This is a genomic window from Streptomyces sp. XD-27, assembly GCF_030553055.1.
GTDB lineage: Bacteria > Actinomycetota > Actinomycetes > Streptomycetales > Streptomycetaceae > Streptomyces.
Window position 1 is genome coordinate 4,865,870 of record NZ_CP130713.1, and the last position, 21,418, is coordinate 4,887,287.

The 21,418-nt window shown below is 73.5% G+C and carries 16 protein-coding genes and 1 pseudogene; 11 read left to right on the forward strand and 6 right to left on the reverse strand.

Going from position 1 to position 21,418, the window contains the following annotated elements; all coding sequences use genetic code 11:
* Positions 1–72: 72 nt before the first annotated feature.
* Entirely contained in the window at positions 73–2,466 is a 2,394-nt protein-coding gene (locus tag Q3Y56_RS21125) for a protein kinase (protein ID WP_304463426.1), read from the forward strand.
* Positions 2,467–2,493: 27 nt separating this feature from the next.
* Here Q3Y56_RS21125 and Q3Y56_RS21130 read toward each other — a convergent pair.
* Positions 2,494–4,112, reverse strand: a pseudogene (locus Q3Y56_RS21130) (class I adenylate-forming enzyme family protein).
* Between the two features lie 187 nt (positions 4,113–4,299).
* Between Q3Y56_RS21130 and Q3Y56_RS21135 the strand changes: the two are divergent.
* The 4 genes from Q3Y56_RS21135 (at position 4,300) to Q3Y56_RS21150 (ending at position 8,693) form a co-directional block, all read left to right on the forward strand.
* Entirely contained in the window at positions 4,300–5,514 is a 1,215-nt protein-coding gene (locus tag Q3Y56_RS21135) for an amidohydrolase family protein (protein ID WP_304463427.1), read from the forward strand.
* Positions 5,514–6,671, forward strand: coding sequence for an acyl-CoA dehydrogenase family protein (locus tag Q3Y56_RS21140; protein ID WP_304463428.1), 1,158 nt, complete (start codon positions 5,514–5,516; stop codon positions 6,669–6,671). The genes Q3Y56_RS21135 and Q3Y56_RS21140 overlap by 1 nt, the downstream gene beginning before the upstream one ends.
* Positions 6,672–6,677: 6 nt before the next feature.
* Positions 6,678–7,745 (forward strand): acyl-CoA dehydrogenase family protein, encoded by a 1,068-nt coding sequence (locus tag Q3Y56_RS21145; RefSeq protein ID WP_304463429.1) that lies wholly within the window; start codon positions 6,678–6,680, stop codon positions 7,743–7,745.
* A gap of 444 nt (positions 7,746–8,189) precedes the next feature.
* Complete coding sequence (locus tag Q3Y56_RS21150) at positions 8,190–8,693, forward strand: ATP-binding protein (RefSeq protein WP_304463430.1); 504 nt, start codon at positions 8,190–8,192, stop codon at positions 8,691–8,693.
* A gap of 278 nt (positions 8,694–8,971) precedes the next feature.
* On the opposite strand, the gene Q3Y56_RS21155 is transcribed toward Q3Y56_RS21150, so the two are convergent.
* Positions 8,972–9,898 (reverse strand): cyclase family protein, encoded by a 927-nt coding sequence (locus Q3Y56_RS21155; RefSeq protein WP_304463431.1) that lies wholly within the window; start codon positions 9,896–9,898, stop codon positions 8,972–8,974.
* 138 nt (positions 9,899–10,036) lie between these two features.
* Here Q3Y56_RS21155 and Q3Y56_RS21160 point away from each other — a divergent pair, with 138 nt between their 5' ends.
* The 4 genes from Q3Y56_RS21160 to Q3Y56_RS21175 all read left to right on the forward strand — a co-directional run bounded on the left by Q3Y56_RS21160 (position 10,037) and on the right by Q3Y56_RS21175 (position 14,848).
* Positions 10,037–10,948: an SDR family oxidoreductase gene (locus Q3Y56_RS21160; RefSeq protein ID WP_304463432.1), complete on the forward strand. Its 912-nt coding sequence runs from the start codon at positions 10,037–10,039 to the stop codon at positions 10,946–10,948.
* A gap of 60 nt (positions 10,949–11,008) precedes the next feature.
* A complete protein-coding gene (locus Q3Y56_RS21165) occupies positions 11,009–12,247 on the forward strand; it encodes an acyl-CoA dehydrogenase family protein (RefSeq protein ID WP_304463433.1) in 1,239 nt (412 codons plus the stop codon).
* Positions 12,244–13,710, forward strand: a complete 1,467-nt coding sequence (locus Q3Y56_RS21170; protein WP_304463434.1) for an aldehyde dehydrogenase — start codon at positions 12,244–12,246, stop codon at positions 13,708–13,710. Before Q3Y56_RS21165 ends, Q3Y56_RS21170 begins: the two co-directional genes overlap by 4 nt.
* A gap of 70 nt (positions 13,711–13,780) precedes the next feature.
* Positions 13,781–14,848 carry a Zn-dependent alcohol dehydrogenase gene (locus Q3Y56_RS21175; RefSeq protein WP_304463435.1) on the forward strand — a complete coding sequence of 356 codons (1,068 nt, stop codon included), beginning with the start codon at positions 13,781–13,783 and terminating at the stop codon, positions 14,846–14,848.
* On the opposite strand, the gene Q3Y56_RS21180 is transcribed toward Q3Y56_RS21175, so the two are convergent.
* Entirely contained in the window at positions 14,838–15,836 is a 999-nt protein-coding gene (locus tag Q3Y56_RS21180; RefSeq protein ID WP_304465713.1) for a GlxA family transcriptional regulator, read from the reverse strand. The two genes, Q3Y56_RS21175 and Q3Y56_RS21180, sit on opposite strands and share 11 nt — an antisense overlap.
* 115 nt (positions 15,837–15,951) lie before the next feature.
* On the opposite strand from Q3Y56_RS21180, the gene Q3Y56_RS21185 reads away from it, so the two are divergent.
* On the forward strand, positions 15,952–17,295 hold the full coding sequence (locus tag Q3Y56_RS21185) for an MFS transporter (RefSeq protein WP_304463436.1): 1,344 nt from the start codon (positions 15,952–15,954) through the stop codon (positions 17,293–17,295).
* Positions 17,296–17,425: 130 nt separating this feature from the next.
* On the opposite strand, the gene Q3Y56_RS21190 is transcribed toward Q3Y56_RS21185, so the two are convergent.
* Entirely contained in the window at positions 17,426–18,310 is an 885-nt protein-coding gene (locus Q3Y56_RS21190) for a winged helix-turn-helix transcriptional regulator (protein WP_304465714.1), read from the reverse strand.
* 128 nt (positions 18,311–18,438) lie between these two features.
* Here Q3Y56_RS21190 and Q3Y56_RS21195 point away from each other — a divergent pair, with 128 nt between their 5' ends.
* Positions 18,439–19,695: an MFS transporter gene (locus Q3Y56_RS21195; RefSeq protein ID WP_304463437.1), complete on the forward strand. Its 1,257-nt coding sequence runs from the start codon at positions 18,439–18,441 to the stop codon at positions 19,693–19,695.
* A gap of 48 nt (positions 19,696–19,743) precedes the next feature.
* On the opposite strand, the gene Q3Y56_RS21200 is transcribed toward Q3Y56_RS21195, so the two are convergent.
* Both Q3Y56_RS21200 and Q3Y56_RS21205 read right to left on the reverse strand, forming a co-directional pair.
* Positions 19,744–20,424 carry a flavin reductase family protein gene (locus tag Q3Y56_RS21200; RefSeq protein ID WP_304463438.1) on the reverse strand — a complete coding sequence of 227 codons (681 nt, stop codon included), beginning with the start codon at positions 20,422–20,424 and terminating at the stop codon, positions 19,744–19,746.
* Between the two features lie 63 nt (positions 20,425–20,487).
* Positions 20,488–21,333 (reverse strand): enoyl-CoA hydratase/isomerase family protein, encoded by an 846-nt coding sequence (locus Q3Y56_RS21205; protein WP_304465715.1) that lies wholly within the window; start codon positions 21,331–21,333, stop codon positions 20,488–20,490.
* Between the last annotated feature and the right edge of the window lie 85 nt (positions 21,334–21,418).

A 21,418-nucleotide genomic window follows, 5' to 3' on the forward strand; every position in this document is an offset into this window, starting at 1 on the left:
GCAATAGACCGCAATCGACAGAAAATCGACCGGAATTGACGCGGTTGCCGGGGAGCGCGAGGGTGAGGCGTCGTGGACGACTACGCGGGACGGATACTGGCGGACCGCTACCGGCTGCCGCTCCCGCCATCCGACGCGCACGAACCGCACGAACCGGCCGAGACACGCGCGTTTGACACCTACAGCGGACAGGAAGTGCTGGTCCGGCAGATCCCGCTGCCGGAGGTCGTCGAGGCGGAGGTGGTCGGCGACCCGGGAGAGCGCCCCGGCGGCGGCCGCTCCCCGCGGACCGTCCGCGCGGCGCGCGGCAGTGACGACCCGTTGGTACGGCGGGCGATCGACGCGGCGACCGCCGCCGCCGCGATTCCCGACCATCCGCGCCTCGACCAGGTCTTCCACGTCTTCGCGGAGGCCGGAAGCCTGTGGATCGTCAGCGAGTTCGTGGCCGGGCGCCCGCTCGCCGCGCTCCTCGCCGGGCGACCGCTGAGCCCGCACCGCGCCGCCGAGATCGCCGCGGATGTCCTGACCGCGCTGCGCGCCCTGCACGCCCACGGCTGGATCCACCGCAACATCACCGCGCGTACGGTCCTGATCTGCGATGACGGCCGCGCCATGCTGACGGGGCTGGCGGCGGGCGCGGCGCAAGAGGCCCTGTGCGGGTACGACCCGCGCCCGGCCGAGCCGCTGCAACCGCTCTCCCCGCCGTCTCCCACGAGACCCCAGCCCGCTGCGGGCGCCGGCAGCGCCGGCCGCGCCGGGGTGGTCGGCGCGGCCGGGGCCGCGCGCGGGCCGCTGTACCGCGACCAGGGCCCGGCGGGCGGCGTCCCCGCGCCACGCGAGTCACACGAGACGCGGCACTCACACGCGGCACGCGACGCTGCCATAGGCCCGGGCGCGGGCGCGGACGCTGCCATCGGCGCGGGCGCTGGCCTCGGCGCCGGGCCGGGTGGCGCGCGTGGTCCCGCGGACGGCGGTCACGCGGTGCCGGGCGGCAGAGCGGGCCAAGAGGGCGTGAGCCAGGGGCCGGCGGACGGGCCCGGTGCCGAGCGGGCCGCCGCGCGGGCCGCGGAACGGGCCCGGGAGGCGCGGATCGTCGTCATCGGCGCGGTCACCGAGCGCTGGGCGCCGGAGCAGGCCGGTACGCCGTACCCGGACGGGGCGCCGGTGTCCCCCGTCGGCCCCGCCGCCGACCTCTGGGCGGTCGGTGCGCTGCTCTTCCGGGCGGTCCAGGGCCATGCCCCGTACCCCGAGGAGAACGCGGCGGAGCTGGTGCGGCTGGTGGGTTCCCGCGCGCCCGCGTACGCCGACGAATGCGGCGTGCTGCGCCCCGTCGTCGAGTCGCTGATGCGCCGGAACCCGGCGGAGCGGCCCGACTTCGAGTCGCTGCGCGGCTGGCTGCGCGGCGTGATCCGTACCGCGCCGGAGCCGGACGTCGGCAGCCGTACGGTCGTGGTCCCGGCGTCCGGCGCCAGCGGGCCTTCCGACCCGGCGCGGCTGCCCGTGGTGCGCCGCCGCGGCTGGCTCGTGCGCCGGGGCCGGGGCCGGGGCCGGGGTTGGGGCAGGAGCCGGGGGTCGGCCGTACCGGTCGGCCCGCACGGGCGTCACAAGCGCGCCCGGCCGCCGCGTGATGAGCGTGCGCACGACGCGACCAGGGCCCACCGCGAACCCCGTGAGGCCCGTATGGCTCGCGGCCCCCGTGAGCCTCGTATGACGCACGGTCCGCGCGAGCCCCGGCTGGGGCGGGAGCGCGGCCCGCGCAACCTCGGCCGGGTGCTGCTCCTGGCCATCCTTCTGCTGCTGGTCGCCGGCCTGGCCTTCGCGATGCTGTTCATGCCCAAGGCGGAGCAGGACGAGGGACGGCGGGACACGGGTCCGGCGGGCGCGTCGGCCTCGACCTCCGCCAAGGGCGACGGCTCCACGAAGGACGAGGGGCGCGCGGCGAGCGGGGGAGGCGCGAACGGCGAAGGCGCCGCCACGTCACCCCAGTCCACCCAGCGCGCCGACCTGGCCGAGGGGTTCGCCGTCCGCAAGGACCCCGCGGGCTTCCAGGTCGCGGTCCACGAGACGTGGCAGCGCCGCCCCGAGAACCAGCGCGGTCAGATCCGTTACGTGCGCGGCGCGTTCGAGCTGATCGTGGTGCCCGGACGGGACGCGGCGGCCGAGTTCGGCGCCGACCCGATGGCGTACCAGCAGTCCCACGAGCCCGAACTGGCCGCCTACCGCGCCGCCTCCTGGGCCTCGGCCTCCGGGCTGCGCCGGACCGACGTCGGGGAGACGGCGATGGCCGAGGGCGAGTTCCGGTGGCGGGACGGCGGCGGGCGCGAGGTCTGCGCGCGCAACGCCGCGATGCTGCTGAACGGCCGCTACCACGTCGTCCAGGTGATCGGCCCGAGCGACGAACACCGCGCCGTGGCACGCTTCGCCGAGCAGGCGGCGGCCACGTACGCCGCCACCACCGCCGACTGACGCGCCGAAGACGCCACCGCGACCCGGTCATCTGCCCGAGGGCGGCGCATCCCGGCCCCGCGCGTCACCCCCGAACCGCTCCCGCAGCTTGTACTTGAGCACCTTCCGCAACGTGTCGTTGCGCGGTAGCCCCTCCACCACCTCCAGCCGTTCCGGGATCTTGTGCCCGGCCAGCCCCATCCCGCGCAGGTACGTCGTGACGGCGTCGAGGGTGAGCGGCGCGGCGCCCGGGGGCTGTTCGACGACGGCGCAGACCAGTTCGCCGCGGGCCGCGTCCGGCAGTCCTATGACGGCGGCGTCCCGCACGTCCGGATGCCCGTACAGCAGCTGCTCGATCTCCTTGGCCGAGATGTTCTCCCCTTGCGGATGATGATGTCCTTGGCCCGGCCGGTCAGGACGAGATAGCCGTCCTCGGTGAGATGCCCCAGGTCCCCGGTGCGCAGGAAGCCGTCGGCGTCGAACGCCTCGGCGGTCTGTGCGGGATCGAGGTATCCGGCGCAGACGGCCTCCCCGCGCAGCCATATCTCCCCGTCCTCGCCCGCGGGCAGGACCGCGCCGTCCCGGCCGGTGACCCGGATCTCCATCTCCGCGGGCGGCCGTCCCTCGGTGGTGGCGAGCCGGTCCGGTGCGTCGTCCGGCGCCCCCATGGTGATCATGGGTGCCTCGGTCATGCCGTAGCCGTGCGTGAGCCCGCACCCCAGTTCGCGGACCACCTCGTGGTACAGCTCGGGCGGCTTCGGGGCGCCGCCGCCCGCCAGCAGCCGCAGGGCGGGCAGGAGGGGGCGCCCCGGAGCCTTCCGCTGCTCGGCCAGGAACATCGAGTAGAAGGCCGTGCTGCCGCCCGCGATCGTGACGCCGTGCCGACGGTACGCGGCGAGGGCGCCGGGCAGCGCGAAGTGCTCCAGCAACATGGCGGGGAAGCCGCACAGCAGCAGCATCACCGTGTAGTCGGGCCCGGCGACGTGGGCGTACGGAAACGCCATCGACCCCACGTCGTCCGGCCCCGGCCGCAGCGCACGGGCCAGGCAGGACCCGGCGGCGATGAGGCTCCGGTCGGTGTGCAGCACGCCCTTGGGGTCGGCGGTGGTGCCGGAGGTCCAGTAGATCCAGCGCACGGCCGTGCCGTCGGCGGGCGGCGGCGGCAGCAGCGCGGGGTCGCCTTCGGGCAGCGTGTCGTACGCCGCGAAGACGCGGGGCGGCGTGGGCAGCCGGGCCGCGAGGCGGTGGGCCATGGCGGTGTGGTCGAAGCCGCGCCAGGTGCCGGGGACGGCGACGAACTCCGCCCGCGCGGCGCGCAGCGCGAATCCGGCCTCGTGCTCGCGGTACGACGGGATCAGCGGGCTCTGGACGGCGCCGAGCCGCGCCAGGGCCAGCGACAGCACGACCGTCTCGACACGGGTGGGCAACTGCCAGGCGACACGGCTGCCGGGGCGTACGCCCAGTGCGGCGAGCCCGGCGGCGGTGCGCTCGGCGCGGACGCGCAAGGCGCCGAAGCTCACCCTCCGATCGTGCCGGGCCGATTCGGCGGCCTGGAGCAGGGCGGGGGCGTCCGGGGTGCGTTCGGCGCGGCGCTCCAGCAGTTCCCACAAGGTCGCCGAAGTGTCGAGCGCGGTCGCGGCGCCGTGTCCCCGTGTGCTGTCGGGCATACCGACCTCCAGTGAACTGACGTTGCGTCAGATTTGGTGGGGAAGCGTAGGGCTCCGCGCCTTGTCGGTCCAGGGGTCGCGGGCTAGCCTCGAACGAGAGAATCTGACGAACCGTCAGAGAATCTGGGTCCGGAATCGCCGGACCGCCAGTGCTGGTGACCAAGAGCAGCCGCCGAAGGGATGGGCGATGAAGCAGCCGCTGCCGCGCATCGTGAGCGTCGACGACCATGTGATCGAGCCCGCGCACCTCTTCGAGACCTGGCTGCCGGCCAAGTACCGGGACCGGGGCCCGCGCCCGCTGACCGCGGGCATCGGGGAGCTGGCGTACGTCGGCGGGCGGTACCGGATCACGACCGACCCGGACGGTCCGCTCACGGACTGGTGGGAGTACGAGGGCGACCTGTTCCCGTACAAGCGGATCATCGCGGCCGTGGGCTTCTCCCGGGACGAGATGACCCTGGAGGGGATCACCCGTGAGGAGATGCGGCGGGGGTGCTGGGATCCGAAGGCCCGGCTGGCGGACATGGACCTCAACCATGTCGAGGCGTCGCTGTGCTTCCCGACCTTCCCGCGCTTTTGCGGGCAGACGTTCGCCGAGGCCCGCGACAAGGAGGTCGGCCTCGCCTGTGTGCGGGCGTACAACGACTGGATGGTGGAGGAGTGGTGCGGCGACAGCGGGGGCCGGCTGATTCCGCTGTGCCTGATCCCGCTGTGGGACATCGACCTCGCGGTCGCGGAGATCCGGAGGAACGCCGCTCGCGGCGTGCGGGCGGTGACCTTCAGCGAGATACCGACGTGCCTGGGCCTGCCGAGCATCCACAGCGGCTACTGGGACCCGTTCTTCGCCGAGTGCGAGGCGACGGGGACGGTCGTGTGCATGCACATCGGGTCCTCCTCGCAGATGCCCGCCGCGTCCCCGGACGCGCCGCCCGCCGTACAGGCCACGCTCAGCTTCAACAACGCCATGGCCTCGATGACGGACTTCCTCTTCAGCGGCGTCCTGGTCCGCTTCCCCCGGCTCAAGCTCGCTTATGCCGAAGGGCAGATGGGCTGGATCCCGTACGCCCTGGAGCGCGCCGACGACGTGTGGGAGGAGCACCGCGCGTGGGGCGGTGTCCGCGACCTGATCCCCGAACCCCCTTCCACCTACTACTACCGGCAGATCTACTGCTGCTTCTTCCGCGACAAGCACGGCATCGAAGCGCTCGACACGGTCGGCGTCGACAACGCCACCTTCGAGACCGACTACCCGCATGTCGACTCCACGTTCCCCGAGACCGAGCGGGTCGCGCTGGACCACGTACGGGATCTGGACGACGAGACGGTCCACAAGCTGATGCGAGGCAACGCGATCCGGATGCTGGACCTGGACCTGGACCTGAACCTGGACGCCGACCGCTGATGGACCTGGCGTACACCGAAGCGGAGGAGGAGTTCCGGGCGGGCCTGCGGCGCTGGCTGCGTACGGTGCTCCCCACGCTGCCGCCCAAGCCCGCGCCCGAGGACTGGCCGGCGCGCCGGCGTTACGACTGCGGCTGGCAGCGCATGCTGTACGACGCGGGATACGCCGGACTCCACTGGCCCGCCGAGGCGGGCGGGCAGGGCGCGACCCCCACCCAGCACCTGATCTTCCTGGAGGAGACCGAGCGTGCGGGCGCGCCCTATGTCGGCGCCGGTTTCGTCGGCCTGCTGCACGCCGGGCCCACCATCATCGCCGAGGGGACGGCCGGGCAGCGCGCGCGCTGGCTGCCGCCGATCCTGCGCGGCGAGCAGGTGTGGTGCCAGGGCTTCTCCGAACCGGAGGCCGGATCCGACCTGGCGGCCCTGCGGACCCGGGCGGTGCGCGACGGCGACCACTACCTGGTGACGGGCAGCAAGATCTGGACCTCGCACGCGGAGGTCGCCGACTGGTGCGAACTGCTGGTCCGCACCGACGCCGACGCCCCGAAGCACCGGGGGATCAGCTGGCTCGCCCTGCCGATGGACGCGCCCGGCGTGACGGTACGGCCGCTGCGCACGCTCGCCGGGACCGCGGAGTTCGCCGAGGTGTTCCTGGACGAGGTGCCGGTGCCCGTCGCCAACCGGGTCGGCGCGGAGAACGACGGCTGGCGCGTCACCATGGTGACGCTGTCCTTCGAGCGCGGCACCGCCTTCGTCGGCGAGGTGGTGGCCTGCCGGCGGGTCCTGGGCGAGCTCGCGCGGACCGCCCGGGCGAACGGCCGGTGGGACGACCCGGTCCTCCGGCGGCGACTGGGCCGGCTGGCGGCCGACTTCACCGCGCTGTGGCGGCTGACCCAGTGGAACGTGAGCGAGGCCCAGCACTCCGGCGGCGGCGTGCCGGGGGTCGGCGGCTCGGTGTTCAAACTGCGCTACGCCCAGGTGCGGCAGGAGCTGTACGACGCGGCGGCCGCGGTGCTGGGCCCCCAGGCGCTGGACGCGGACCACCCGTGGACCGCGGACCGGCTGTCGTCGCTGTCGTACACCATCGCCGCGGGCACGACGCAGATCCAGCGGAACATCGTGGCCGAGCGCATCCTCGGCCTGCCGAAGGGGCGGTGAGCCGCCGTGGACTTCCGGCTCGACGAGGACCAGCGGGCGCTGCGCGCGGGCATGCGCGAACTGCTGGCCCGGCACACCGCGTCCGCCGCGCGGGAGCCGTCCGGGCCGCCGGCGCGGGGCGGCGAGGGAACCGTCCGCGCGGTGTGGCGGGAGCTGGGCGCGGCGGGGTTCTTCGCCCTGCGGCTGCCCGAAGCCGACGGTGGCGTCGGGCTGGGGCTGCCCGAGGCGGCGCTGGTCTTCGAGGAGGCGGGAAGGTCCCTGCTCCCCGGCCCGCTGGTGGCGACGCATCTGGCGGCCGGCGGCGTGCCGGGCGCGGCCGAGGGCGACACGCCGGTCACGGCGATGGACCTGGGGCAGGCGCGCGGCGATCCGGACCGGGAGGTGCTCGTGGCGCATCTGGACGTCGCCGACGTCGTCATGGCCGTGGACGGCGCGAGCACGCGGACACTGCCCGCGTCCGTCGTGCGAAGCGCGGCGCGGTCCGTACGGTCCGTGGATCCCGGCACCGCGTTGGACGTGGTGCCGCTCCGCTCCCTCCCACCGGCTGCCGCCTTCTCCGCCCCGCAGCCCTCCGCGGCGCGCGGGCCGGAGGAGACCGGGGCGGCCGCCGACCCCGGAGCCGCGGCCAGGCGGTTTCGCGCGGAGGCCAAGCTGCTCAGCGCCGCCCAACAGCTCGGCAGTGCCGCCCGTACCGTCGAGACGGCGGTGGAGCACGCGCGGCGGCGCACCCAGTTCGGCCGGCCGATCGGCTCCTTCCAAGCCGTCCAGCACCTGTGCGCGGAGATGCTCGTACGCGTGGAGGTCGCCAGGGCCGCGGTGTACGCCGCCGCCGTCCTGGACGCGCCGACGGAGATCGCCGCGGCCGGACTGCTCGCCGACGAGGCCGCGGTCCGTAACGCGCGTGACTGTCTTCAGATCTACGGCGGCATGGGTTTCACCTGGGAATCGGATGTCCATCTGCACCTCAAGCGGGCGTGGGTTCGGGCTGAGCTGTGGGGGACGGCGGCCGAGGCCGAAGAGCACCTCGCCGCAGCACTCTTGGCAGAGCAAGATGTCGGATTTGTCGGCAAGTGACGTAAATGTTGTGGTGGTGGGGTGGCATCGGTGGTGTCCGTTTCTTACGGGATGCTCTCGGACCCGCCAGGTCACCGAGCGTTGATATCGCGTTGTGTCCTAGGTGTGACTCGTTACAGGGGGGAGTCGGGGGTGGCCTCGGGTACCCTCCGTTGGGTGCGAGTGGTTCCGAGGCGCAGTGATCCCGGAGTGGCCGTTGCGGTCGCGCCGGGATATCGAATGCGCCCCGCTCGCGCGGGGTGGAAGGGTGCGGTGCCCCGCTGTTCGACTCCCCGCGGTGCGCGTCGCACAGTCTTCGGTGCCCGTACTCCTAAGCGCTGGTATATGCCCGAAGCGCTTGTTGGGGTGACTGTACGTCAACCATGCTGTCCCGGAAGGGAGTCACGGTCCGTGATCCTTTCGAGGCGCGAGGCGATGTGTCCGCCGGTTCGGATGGTGTGAACGGTGCAGGTGCTTCAGGTGCAGTTGGAGGTCCGGCCCGACCCCGCGGAGGTGGGGCGTGCCCGGCGGTGGGCCCGTTCGCGGCTCGCCGGGTCCGGGATAGGCGCGGACGAGCCGCTCGCTGAAACGCTCATCCTGTTGATTTCCGAGCTGGTCACCAACGCTGTCGTGCATACGGGCTGCCCCGCCGTGCTGCGGATGCTGCTGCCCGAGCCGCCCCCGAGCGTGCGGCCCCTTTCCGCCGGAGCCGCCGCCGGAGCCGAGGTGCCGGCCTGCACGGTCCGGGTCGAGGTCGCGGACGTCAGCGCACGCGCGCCCCGGCAGCGGCACGCCGACGAGGCCGCCACCAACGGGCGCGGGCTGGAACTGGTCGACGGGCTGGCCGACCGCTGGGGCTGGCAGCGCGAGGGCACCGGCAAGCGCATCTGGTGCGAGATCGACCGCAGCGAACCGCTGCTGGCGGCGGGCGCCTACGAGCCGTCCTACCCCGCGGCGAACCACGTCTGAGCAGGCAAGTCCAGACCAGGTGTTGACGTGCGGTGCACGTCTGATCACTCTAGGACGCAGCGATTCGTCGCGAGGGGACGCCGAGGTCCCTGCGGTCCCATGTCCGGCAGGGCTGTTCCTCGGCGAGTGCGGGTCGCGGCCCGACGCGGATCCAGGGCATCGGCGTCGGGATCGGGCGGCGGCGCGCCATGCCGTGCTCGGGGCGCGCATCGGCGTGCCGCCGCCCGACCGACCCGCCTGCCCCCTCGGGCGGACACCGCCCCTGCCGCGTGCCGGGGTCACAGGACCGCGACGGGGGCCACCGGGGCCCCCGCCCCTCCGGTGAACGGCTCGGGCGTGGCGGACAGCAGGAACGTGTAGCGCCGCTCGGCGGCACACGCCTCCGACAGCTCCTCCAGGTTCCAGTTCTGCCCCTGCGGCATCCCCATCTCCACGAGATGAAGCGCGTGCACGCCCAGCCACAGCCCCTCGATCTCCGGCGGGAAGATCTCGAAGGTGAGCGTGTCGTTGGCCACGGCCGCCACGTCCCGGGCATGGAACCACTCCGGGGTGCGGATCGACAGGCCGGGGGAGGGGAACGCGTACGCCTCCCGGTCGCCCTCCAGATACCGCTGGATCTGCCCGGTCCGCACGAGCACGATGTCACCGGAGCGGACCCGCGCCCCGGCCAGTTCCTCGGCCGCCGCGAGGTCCTCGGGGGTGACGGCATGCCCGCCCGGCAGGCGGCTCTCGCCGCGGGCGCGGGCCACATCCAGCAGGACGCCGCGCGCGACGACGTGCCGGGCGGTCTCGATCCCGCTGAACGCGGCGCGGCCATGGGCGGTGACGGAGGTCGCGGGGCGGCCGTTGTAGATCTTCCCCGAGTGCGAGACGTGCGTGAGGCCGTCCCAGTGGGTGCCGGCCTGCAGCCCCATCGTCACCGTGTCGTCGCTGGTGGCCACCGTGTCGGGGCCGAAGAGCTCGGTGTTGACCGCGATCATGGTGTGCAGGGGGTTGACCCGGCCGGGGATCATGCCGGTCTGGATGCCGTCGTGCCGGAGCGGAACGGCGAGCGGGACGCGATGCCCGCGGGTCACCGTCGCGGCGGCCGCCCGGACCGTGGCGTCGGTGATCAGGTTGAGGGTGCCGATCTCGTCGTCCTCTCCCCAGCGGCCCCAGTTGTTGACGCGCTCGGCGATGTCGTGGAACGCGGGCGGCAGTGACATGGAGCCTCCTCGCTTCGGTTCGGATTCCCGCTTCCCCGCCCCGGCGTTCGGGTTTCGGAGGCGGCCGGGGGCTTGTGCTCGCCCTCGGTCTGCCCAAAAATCTAACGGACCGTCAGATACTCCGGGAGGGGACGGGACGTGGGCAGCTTCTTGGCAGGCAAGGTGGTCGCCGTCACCGGGGCGGGGCGCGGCATCGGGCGGGCCGTCGCGCTCGCCTGCGCGGCCGAGGGCGCGAAGGTCGTCGTCAACGACTACGGCGTCGCCGTCCACGGCGGCGAACCCGCCAGTGAGATCGCGGCATCGGTGGTTCAGCAGATCGAGTCGGCGGGCGGCGAGGCCGCGGCCGTCGCGGACGACGTGTCGACCATGGCGGGCGGCGAGCGTGTCGTGTCGACGGCACGGGACCGGTTCGGCCGCATCGACGGTGTGGTGTGCGCGGCCGGCATCCTGCGCGAGCGGATGCTGTTCAACATGACCGAGGAGGAGTGGGACCCGGTCGTCGCCACCCACCTGAAAGGCACCTTCACCGTCTTCCGCGCCGCGGCCGCCGCGATGCGCCGCCAGCGGTCCGGCACCCTCATCGGCTTCACCAGCGGCAACCACCAGGGCAGCGTGGCCCAGGCCAACTACGCCGCCGCCAAGGGCGGCGTCATCTCGCTGGTCCGCAGCGCCGCCCTGGGGCTGTACAAGTACGGGGTGACGGCGAACTGCGTCGCCCCCGTGGCCCGTACCCGGATGTCGGCCGGAGTCCCCATGGAGCTCAAGGAGATCGGCGAACCGGAGGACGTGGCGCCCCTGGTGGTCTACCTGCTCAGCGACCGCGCCCGATCGGAGGACATCACCGGTCAGGTCTACACGGTCGCCGGACCCAAGATCGCGGTCTGGGCGCAGCCGCGCGAACTGCGCGCCGGATACGCGGACGGCACCTGGACCCCGGAGAAGATCGCCGACTTCCTGCCGGGCACGGTCGGCACCGACCCCATGCCGATGCTGGCCCGCCTCGACGCGATGGCCGCCGCCGCGGCGACAGGACAGCGCCCCAACGCGTAGGACCCGAGCCGGCCCGCCGATGGCGCGCACGGCAGCTGAGGCAGCGCGAGAGGAGACGTCGTGGACTTCGCATTCGGCCCGGAGGACGAGCGGTTCCGCCACGAGGCCCGCAGCTGGCTGGCCGAACACCGCCCCGGTGAGGCGACCCCCCAGGGCCGCCGGGCCTGGGAGCGGCAGCTGGGTGCCGCCGGCTGGATCGGCCTCGGCTGGGACCGCGCCCACGGCGGCTACGGCAACCGGGCCGCCACCCTGACCCAACAGGTCGTCTGGGCCGAGGAGTACGCCCGTGCCCAGGCCCCCGCCCGGCTCGGCCACATCGGCGAGAACCTCCTCGCCCCCACCCTGCTCGCCTTCGGCGACGAGGCCCAACGCGCCCGCTTCCTGCCGCCCGTGGCGCGCGGCGAGGAACTGTGGTGCCAGGGCTACAGCGAGCCGGAAGCCGGTTCCGACCTCGCCGCGCTGCGCACCACCGCCGTCCGCGACCCCGCCGACGGCGGCTACCGTGTCACCGGACAGAAGATCTGGACCTCGCTGGCGGGCGAGGCCGACTGGTGTTTCGTCCTGGCGCGTACCGAACCCGACTCCAGGCGCCATCAGGGACTCTCCTTCCTGCTTGTGCCGATGGACCAGCCAGGTCGCATCGAGATCCGACCGATCCGGCAGCTGACCGGAACGGCTGAGTTCAACGAGGTGTTCTTCGACGGCGCGGCCGCCCGCGCCGACCACCTCGTCGGCGGCGCGGGCCACGGCTGGCGCGTCGCCATGGGCCTGCTCGCGATGGAGCGCGGAGTCTCCACGCTCGCCCAGCAGATCGGCTTCGCCGAAGAGCTGGGCCAGGTCGTGCGGCTGGCCCTGCGGACCGGCACCGCGGGCGACCCGGTGCTGCGGGACCGGCTCGTGCGGCAGTGGGCCGAGCTGCAGACCCTGCGCTGGAACGCCCTGCGCACCCTCGGCGCCACCGGTGACCAGGGCGCGCCCAGCGTCGCCAAGCTGCTGTGGAGCGGCTGGCACCGGCGGCTCGGCGAACTGGCGGTGCAGGTGCGCGGCGCCGCGGCGGCCCTCGGCCCGGCGGACTGGGCCGATGACGGGACCTATGAACTCGACTCCCTCCAGCGGCTGTTCCTCTTCAGCCGCGCCGACACCATCTACGGCGGCTCGGACGAGATCCAGCGCTCCGTCATCGCCGAGCGCGCGCTGCACCTGCCCAAGGAGCCCCGCCCCGCCGCGCACCGGCCAGGGCCGCCGCCCGTGGCCCCGCCCCGTTCGCCGACCGCGCACCAGAAGGGCTCACCGGCATGACCAGGACCTACCGCCTGTGGATCAACGGCTCCTGGCACACCCCCGCCCGAGGCCACTACCCGGTCGTCAACCCCGCCACCGAGCAGCCGGTCGGCCACGCCCCCGACGCCGCCCCGGCCGAGGTCGCGGCGGCCGTGGACGCCGCCCGCACCGCCTTCCCTCTCTGGTCGCGCACCGACCCCCGTGAGCGCGCCGCCGTACTCGATCGTGCCGCCACCCTGCTGACCGAGCGCGCCCCCGAGCTGGTGCCGCTGCTCCAGGCCGAGACCGGCGCGACACTGCGGCTGACGGCCCGCATGCAACTGCCCACCGCCGTCGACCGCTTCCGCCGCTACGCGCGCGGCGCCGCCGAACCCGCCACCGTGCCACTCGCCCCGCAGCCGGTGGGCGCCACCCCGCTCGCCCCCGGTGGGCTGATCGGCGCGGCCGCCGCCCGCCGCCCGATCGGTGTCGTCGTCTGCATCACCTCCTACAACTTCCCGCTCGTCAACCTCGTCGGCAAGGCCGCGCCCGCCCTCGCCATGGGCAACACCGTCGTGGCCAAGCCCGCCCCGCAGGACCCCCTGGCGTGCCTGGAACTCGGCCCGATCCTCAAGGAGGCCGGGCTGCCCGACGGCGCCTTCAACGTGATCACCGGACCGGGCCCGGACGCGGGCGCGGCGCTCGTCGCGCACCCGGACACCGACCTGGTGAGCTTCACCGGATCCACCGCCGTGGGAAAGCGGATCGCCGAGACCGCGGGGCGGTCGATGAAACGCACCCTGATGGAACTGGGCGGCAAGGGCGCGGCCATCGTCCTGCGAGACGCCGACGACACGGTGCTCAGGTCGGCGGTCGTGGGGGTCGGTTCGGTCTGGTCCTTCCACAGCGGACAGATCTGCACGGCACCGACCCGTGTGCTCGTCCATCGATCGCTGTACGAGCGGGTCGTCACCGATCTCCGAGATTACGCTGCGTCACTGACAATCGGGGACCCTGTGGATAACTCCACGATCGTCGGCCCGCTGATCTCCGCCGCACAGCGCGACCGCGTCGAAGGCTATGTCGCGGAAGCCCGCGAGCAGGGCGCGCGCATCGCCGCCGGCGGCCACCGCCCCGACGTCACGTCCGGGTTCTACGCCGCGCCGACCCTCATCACCGACGCCGACCCGGCGATGACCGTCGCGCAGGAGGAGGTCTTCGGACCCGTCGTCGTCGCCCTTCCCTTCGACGACGAGGACGAAGCGGTCCGGATCGCCAACGGCACCCCATACGGCCTCTACGACTACCTCTTCACCGCCGACACCGGCCGCGCCTGGGCGCTCGCCGCCCGGCTGCGCAGCGGCAACGTCGGCATCAACACCGTGCAGCGCCACCCCGAGACGCCCTTCGGCGGCTTCAAGGACAGCGGAGTCGGCCGGGACGGCGGATCGTTCGGGCTGCACGCCTACTCCGAACTCCAATCGGTCGTCTGGACGTCCTGACCGGCCCGCACCGGCGCCGCCCCGGATCGGCCCCCGTACCGCCCCGCCGGCAGGAGAGAGGAGAAAGGCGATGAGAGGCGTCGTCTTCGACGGCAGAGCATCCCAGGTCGCCGATGACCTGGAGGTGCGCGCCCCCGGCCCCGGCGAGGTCCTGGTGGCCGTGGCCGCCGCCGGACTGTGCCACAGCGACCTGTCGGTGCTCGACGGCACGATCCCCTTCCCCACCCCCGTCGTCCTCGGCCACGAGGGTGCGGGCGTGGTCGAGGCGACCGGCCCCGGCGTCACCCACGTCGCCCCCGGCGACCACGTCGCGCTCTCCACCCTCGCCAACTGCGGCACGTGCGCCGACTGCGACCGCGGCCGCCCCACCATGTGCAGGTCCGCCATCGGCAGACCCGGCCGGCCGTTCACCCGGCGCGGGGAGCCGCTGTACGCGTTCGCCGCCACCTCCGCCTTCGCCGAACGCACCCTCGTCAAGGCCGTCCAGGCGGTGCGGATCCCCACGGGCGTCCCCCTGGCCTCGGCCGCCCTCCTCGGCTGCGGCGTACTCACCGGCGTCGGGGCCGTCCTCAACCGCGCCCGCGTCGACCGCGGCGACACCGTCGTCGTCCTCGGCGTCGGCGGCATCGGACTGAACGTGCTGCAAGGAGCCCGGATCGCCGGCGCCCTGACCGTCGTGGCCGTCGACACCAACCCCGCCAAGGCGGAGCCGGCCCGCCGCTTCGGCGCCACGCACTTCATCGACGCCTCTGCCGAGCCCGACCCCTCCGCCGCCGTCCGCCGAATCCTGCCGACCGGGGCCGACCACGTCTTCGAGTGCGTCGGCAGCACCCGGCTCATCCGGCAGGCCGTCGACCTGCTCGACCGGCATGGCCAGGCGGTGCTGCTCGGCGTCCCGGCGGGCACCGCCGAGGCATCGTTCCCCGCCACGTCCCTCTTTCTCGACAAGTCGATTCTTGGCTGCCGGTACGGATCCTCCCGTCCGCAGCACGACATCGCGCTGTACGCCGACCTCTACCGCGACGGCCGACTGCTGCTCGACGAACTCGTCACCGCCACCCATCCGGTGGCGGACTTCGCGAAAGCGGTACAGGACCTGCGCGACGGACGGGTGCTGCGCGCGGTCCTCACCTTCTGACCGCGGAACGGAACGTCCGACGGTAGGCGGTCGGGGAGACCCCGAGTGCCGTCTGCAGGTGGTGCCGCATCGACGCCGCCGTACCGAAACCGGCGTCCCGCGCCACCTGGTCCACCGACAGGTCGGTCGACTCCAGCAGATGCCGCGCACGCTCCACCCGCTGCCGCACCAACCACTGGCCAGGGCTGACCCCCACCTCCTCACGGAACCGGCGGGTGAACGTCCGCACGCTCATCGCCTCCTGCTCGGCCAGCTCGCGCAGGGAGATCGGCCGGTCCAGCCGCTCCAACGCCCAGGCGCGCGCCGACGTCGTGGTCGCCAGCTGGAGTTCCGGGACGGGGCGCTCGATGTACTGCGCCTGGCCGCCGTCGCGGTGCGGCGGCACCACGCTGCGCCGCGCGACCTCGTTGGCGACAGCCGCGCCGTGGTCGCGGCGCACCACGTGCAGGCACAGGTCGACGCCCGAGGCGACCCCGGCGGAGGTCAGCACGTCGCCGTCGTCGACGAACAGGACATCAGGGTCGACCTTGACCGAGGGGAAGAGCTGCTGGAAATGGTCGGCGCTGTGCCAATGGGTGGTGGCGGGGCGGCCGTCGAGCAGCCCGGCGGCGGCCAGTACGTAACTTCCCGTACAGATCGACATCATGCGCGTGCCGGGCCGGATCCTCGCGAACGCGCCGGCCAGCGGCTCGGTCAGCCGCCCCTCGCGGTACACGGGACCGAGCGCGTAGGAGGCGGGGACCACGACGGTGTGCGCGTCCGCGAGCGCCTCGGGACCCCGTTCGACCATGATCGTGAAATCGGCGTCCGTCGGCACCGGTCCGGGCTCCGGCGTGCAGGTGACCACCTCGTAGAGCCGTGTGCCCTCGGGCGAGCGGGCCTTGCCGAAGATGCGGTACGGGATGCCGAGCTCGAACGGTATGACTCCCGGCAGTACGAGGACGGCGACCCGGTGCGGGCCGCCTGTGGTCGCGTCGTCCAGCGGCATACGGTCCCTCCGGCTCGTCAGGGCCGCCCAGCGTACCTCCGCCATGGCCCGATCCTGATGAATGCTGTCCCACCGGCCACTCGTCCGGGACGGGACCATTCCCGATCCTGGGTCGGTGACGCAGACAGCCCCGCATCCCGAACGGCGTGACCGCACGCCCGGACCCGGCTCCCGCAAGGCGCGCCGACGCCGCATACGGCCGTTGCACCGAGCCTGGTGGGTGGCGGCCGTCGCCTTCGTGACGATCATCGGCGCGGCCGGATTCGCGTCGCTGCCGGGCCTGCTCATCGAGCCGTTGCACGAGGAGTTCGACTGGTCCCGCGGCACCATCGGGTTCGCGGTCTCCGTGAACCTCGCTCTCTACGGGCTCACCGCGCCGTTCGCCGCCGCGCTCATGGATCGCTTCGGCATCCGCAAGGTCGTCGCCTGCGCGCTCACGGTCATCGCCACGGGCGCGGTCCTCACCGTCTTCATGACAGAGAGCTGGCAGCTGGTCCTGTGCTGGGGCGTGCTCGTGGGCCTGGGCAGCGGCTCCATGGCGCTCGCCTTCGCCGCGACGGTCAGCGACCGGTGGTTCGTCAAACGGCGCGGCCTGGTCACCGGCGTCCTCACCGCGGCGGGCGCCTCCGGACAGCTGATCTTCCTGCCGTCGCTCTCCTGGATCGTCGACCACCACGACTGGCGCCCGGCCGCTGTCACCGTGGCACTGGCCGCGCTCGCCGTCGTGCCCTTCGTCTGGCTGCTCATGCGCGACTACCCGGTGGACGTGGGGCTGGCGGCCTACGGCGCCGAGGGCCCGCCCGAGCTGCGTCCCGAGCCTCGCCGCGGTGCCGCCAGGCGTGCCGTGCGCGCGCTCGTGGAGGCCTCCCGGACCGGCACCTTCTGGCTGCTGGCCGGCACCTTCGCCATCTGCGGCGCGACCACCAACGGACTGGTCAAGACGCACTTCGTGCCCGCCGCGCACGACCATGGGATGGCGGTCACGGCCGCGGCCGGGCTGCTCGCGGTCGTCGGGGTCTTCGACATCATCGGCACCATCGCCTCCGGCTGGTTCACCGACCGGTTCGACGCGCGGCGGCTCCTGGCCGTCTATTACGCGCTGCGCGGCCTGTCCCTGATGTTCCTGCCGATGCTGATGTCCGATCACGTTCACCCGCCGATGGTGCTCTTCATCGTCTTCTACGGACTGGACTGGGTCGCGACCGTGCCGCCGACCATCGCGCTGTGCCGAGAGCAGTACGGCGCCGACAGCGCGATCGTCTTCGGCTGGGTGCTCGCCTCCCACCAGGTGGGCGCCGGCCTGGTCGCCTTCCTCGGCGGCGTCGCGCGGGACGCCTTCGGCTCGTACGACGTGGTCTGGTACGCCTCGGGCGGACTGTGCGCGGTGGCGGCGCTGATGGCGCTGGTGATCAGGCGGCGGGACACGGAGGAGGCGGGGGCCGTGCCGTTGGCGGCCTGACGCGGGCCCCTCGGGCCGGGCCCCCGGGCCGACGGACCAGGCCGTGTCCGGCGGGTCAGTCGTTCCTCGTACGGAGCGCCGCTCTGCCCTGTCCGAGGGATCGTCCCGGCCGTCCCCGCGCCCGCACCCGTCATCTCTCCGCCGCCACCCGCCGTACCACCGCCAGCGCCTCGCGCACTGCCCCCGGGATGTCCGTCACCGGGAAGCGCGCCTGGCGCACCACGCGTTCGCGGTCCACGACCAGCACCGCCCGCTTCAGCCGCAGTGCCTGCCCGGCGCGGAACACCGGTAGCCGCAGAGCGGCGGCGAGGCGCAGGTCGACGTCCGAGAGCAGGGTGAAGGGGATGCCCTCCTCGACCGCGAACCCCCGCTGCTCGTCCGGGCGTTGGGTGCTCACGCCGCGTACCTCGGCGCCCGCCGCGCGGAAGTCGTCGTACGCGTCCCGGAACAGCCGGTTCTCCAGCGTGCAGCCGACGGCGCCCGGGATGTCGGCCCAGCCGTCCGGCAACGGGCCGGGGTGACCGGTCGCCGGGTAGCAGAACAGGACGGTGGCCGCAGCCTCGGCCACCGGGTCCAGCGGCTCACCGTCCCGGTGCCCCGGCAGTTCGAGGCGCGGCAGCCACTCGCCCACCAAGCCCGCCACCCGCCGCGCCTCGGCACTGTCCTCGTCGGCCGTGCCGCTCAGCGAGCCGTCGCCGAGCAGCCAGCGGTCCGCCCAGTCCTGCATCGAGAGCAGCACGGGCAGCAGCCCCCGCCCGCTCTCCGTCAGTCGGTACTCGTACCGCACCGGGCCGCTCTGATACGGAACCTTCTCCAGGACCTCCGCCTCCACCAGGTGCGCAAGGCGCTCGGTCAGCACCTTGCGGGAGATCCCCAGTTCCCCCTGGAGCGCGTCGAACCGGTGGTGCCCGCGTGCGGTCTCCCGCACCAGGAGCAGGCTCCACCAGTCGCCGACCACCGCCGCCGCCTGCGCGATCGCACAGGCGGCGTCCCGCTCTGGCACCGACCTGACCATGGGTCTCCTGTCCTCCGGATGCAGCGTCCAGTCCTGGAAACCATCTTGCGCCATGTGGTCAGTTCCGGATAGGAACTCAATCGCACAAGTAAGTTCCCATAAGAGACTCACTGGAGGGTGGGCGCCGCATGAGCGAGACACCGACGGTCCTGGAGCACCATCGCCGCAGCACCCACCACGCGACCTCGCCCCCGGCCGTCTTCTGGCGCTACTGGGCCGCTGCCACCGTCAGCGACGCGGGCACCGCCGTCACCGCCCTCGCGCTACCCCTGGTCGCCCTCACGGTCCTCGACGCCACCGCGCTCCAGGCCGCCCTGCTCGCCGCCGCCGGACAGATCTCCTGGCTGCTGCTCAGCCTCCCGGCCGGAGTGATCGCCCAGCGCGTCCCGCTCCGCCGCCTCCAGGTCACCCTCGATCTCATACGGTTCGTCGCCGTCGGATCCCTCCCGCTCGCCTGGTGGCTCGACCGGCTCAGCTACCCGCACCTGTTGCTCGCCGCGCTGGTCACCGGCGCCGCGACCGTACTCTTCGACATCGGCAACTCGACCTTTCTGCCCGCCGTCGTCCCGGCCCGGCAGCTCGCCGCCCGCAACAGCCTGATGTCCGGCACGCACGCCGTCACCGAGACCGGAGGGCCCTCTGGAGGCGGCCTCCTCGTGCACGCCGCGGGCCCGGTCGGCGCGCTCCTCGTGGACGCGGCCAGCTACGTGCTCTCCGCCGTGCTGCTCCGTACCCTCCCCGAGCGCCGTCCCGCCGCCCGCACCGGCGACGGTGCCCTCCGGCTGATCCGCGAGGGCTGGACGTATGTGACGCGGCACCCGGTGATGCTGCCCTGCATGCTCTGGGCCACCGCCACCAACTTCGTCTGCGCCGCCCTGGTCGCCCTCACACCCCTCTACCTGGTCCGTGAGGCCGGACTGACGCCCGTACAACTCGGCCTGGTGCTCGCCATGGACGGAATCGGCGCGCTCGCCGGATCCGCCGTGGCGGTCCGACTGACCCGGCGGTTCGGCACCGCCCGGGGGCTCGTCGGGGCCGCGCTGACCGGCGGCGCCGCCGCCCTGCTGGCCCCGCTGACCACGTCCGCAGCCGACGCGTACTGGTTCGCCCTGGGCAACGCCGGCTTCGCCTTCGGCATCGTCATCGGGTCGATCACCACCCGCACCCACCGCCAGACCGAGTCCCCGCCTGAGCTCCTCTCCCGTGTCATGGCCACCGTCCGCTTCGTCTCCTGGGGCGCCCAGCCGCTCGGCGCCCTCACCGCCGGCCTGCTCGCCACGTACGCGGGGACGCACGCGGCCCTGTGGACGGTGTGCACGGCCGCGCTCCTGCCGCCGCTGTACCTGCTCGCGGTCCCGGTGGGCCGCCGCCGGGACTTCGCCTGACACGTATGCTCCGCTGTCGGACCCGTCATCCGACCCACCGGACAGGCCCTAGCCTTGCAGGGGCGTGAACGTGCCGAACGAGCCGCGGTGGAAGAGCAACGGCCCCGGCCTCGTGGCGGCTTCGTCCGTCCCGAGGGCCTCGACCCGGCCCACGACGACGAGATGGTCGCCACCGGTGTGCACCGCGTGGATCGTGGAGTCGATCCACGCCGGTACGCCGTCGAGCAGCGGCGACCCGGTAGCGGCCGACGGCACGTACGCCACCCCCGCGAACTTGTCCGCACACCGGGCCCCGCTCACCGCGAAGGCCCGGCACAGTTCCCGCTGCCCGGCGCCGAGGACGTTGACGCAGAACACACCGGCGCGGGCGATCCGCGGCCAGGTGGTGGAGGTGCGGGCGACCATGAACGCCACCAGCGGCGGTTCGAGGGAGAGCGAGGTGAAGGACTGGCAGGCGAACCCGGCCGGACCTGCCCCGGGCTCCGCCGCGGGGGCGGTGACGACGGTGACGCCGCTGGCGAAGTGCCCGAGGACGCGCCGGAACTCGGCCGGGTCCGGCGGCGGGCGTTCGTCCTCCCGTACGGCGCGCAAGGCGGGCGGCGGCAGCGGAACCAGGGCCTCCTGGCCGGTCGCGGCGACGCCGTGCGCCGTCGGCTCCGCCGCGCCGGCAGACCGCAGATAGCGCACGGCGGTGACCGCCATGGCGGCATGTCCCATCATGCCTCCCATTGAATCTGATGGTTCGTCAGATAGGAAGCGGGTTGTCGAGTGGGAAGTGGTGGAGGGCGGCGGTCAGCGGCCGTGGAAGCGGGGGGCGCGGCGTTCGACGAAGGCCGTGACTCCCTCGCGGGCGTCGGTCGTGGCCATGTTGATCTCCTGAGCCGCGGCCTCGGCAGCGAACGCTGCTGCCCGGTCCGCCTCCAGGGAGGCGTTGACCAGCTGTTTGGTCAGGGCGACGGCGCGGGTGGGGCCGATGGCGAGGCGGTCGGCCCACGCGCGGGCCGTCTTCGCCAGTTCGTCGGCCGGTACGACGCGGTTGACCAGGCCGAGCCGCTCGGCCTCGGGGGCGGACAGCGCGTCGCCGAAGAACATCAGCTCCTTGGCCCGCTGCGGGCCGATCAGCCGGGGAAGGAGATACGCGCCGCCGCCGTCGGGCACCAGCCCGCGCCGCACGAACGCCTCGACGAACACGGCGGACTCGGCGGCCAGCACCAGATCGCAGGCGAACGCGAGATGGGCGCCGAGCCCGGCGGCCGTGCCGTTGACCGCCGCGATGACGGGCTTCTCGCAGTCGAGTACCGCGGCGATGAGGCGCTGAGCGCCGAGCCGGATCGTACGGGCCACGTCGCCCGCGGCGCGCTCCCGCCCGCTGCCGGCGCCCGCGGCTCCGCCTCGCAGGTCGGCGCCGGCGCAGAACCCGCGGCCGGTGGCGGTGAGGACGACCGCCCGGACGGCCGGGTCCGCGGAGGCTTCTCCAAGCCGCGAGATCAGGCATTCCCGCTGGTCAGGGGTGATGGCGTTGAGGACTTCCGGGCGGTTGAGAGTGATCCAGGCGACGCCGTTGTCAGTGGCGTGCCGTACAACGGAGTCAGGTGGTTCTTCGGGGGAGGAACCGCCATGAGAGGGGGAGCCGGACATGGGGGAGTCAGGCACGGGGCCGCCGGACGTGGCGCCGCCGGAGGCGGGTCGGTCGGGCATGGGAGTGCTCCGTTTCGCGGGGCGC

Coding starts and splice junctions, on each gene's coding strand:
- Q3Y56_RS21135 (WP_304463427.1), top strand. CDS start 4,300: ATGAAGCAGCCGCTGCCGCGCATCGTGAGCGTCGACGACCATGTGATC.
- Q3Y56_RS21140 (WP_304463428.1), top strand. CDS start 5,514: ATGGACCTGGCGTACACCGAAGCGGAGGAGGAGTTCCGGGCGGGCCTG.
- Q3Y56_RS21155 (WP_304463431.1), bottom strand. CDS start 9,898: ATGTCACTGCCGCCCGCGTTCCACGACATCGCCGAGCGCGTCAACAAC.
- Q3Y56_RS21170 (WP_304463434.1), top strand. CDS start 12,244: ATGACCAGGACCTACCGCCTGTGGATCAACGGCTCCTGGCACACCCCC.
- Q3Y56_RS21175 (WP_304463435.1), top strand. CDS start 13,781: ATGAGAGGCGTCGTCTTCGACGGCAGAGCATCCCAGGTCGCCGATGAC.
- Q3Y56_RS21180 (WP_304465713.1), bottom strand. CDS start 15,836: ATGCCGCTGGACGACGCGACCACAGGCGGCCCGCACCGGGTCGCCGTC.
- Q3Y56_RS21190 (WP_304465714.1), bottom strand. CDS start 18,310: ATGGTCAGGTCGGTGCCAGAGCGGGACGCCGCCTGTGCGATCGCGCAG.
- Q3Y56_RS21195 (WP_304463437.1), top strand. CDS start 18,439: ATGAGCGAGACACCGACGGTCCTGGAGCACCATCGCCGCAGCACCCAC.
- Q3Y56_RS21200 (WP_304463438.1), bottom strand. CDS start 20,424: ATGGGAGGCATGATGGGACATGCCGCCATGGCGGTCACCGCCGTGCGC.
- Q3Y56_RS21205 (WP_304465715.1), bottom strand. CDS start 21,333: ATGTCCGGCTCCCCCTCTCATGGCGGTTCCTCCCCCGAAGAACCACCT.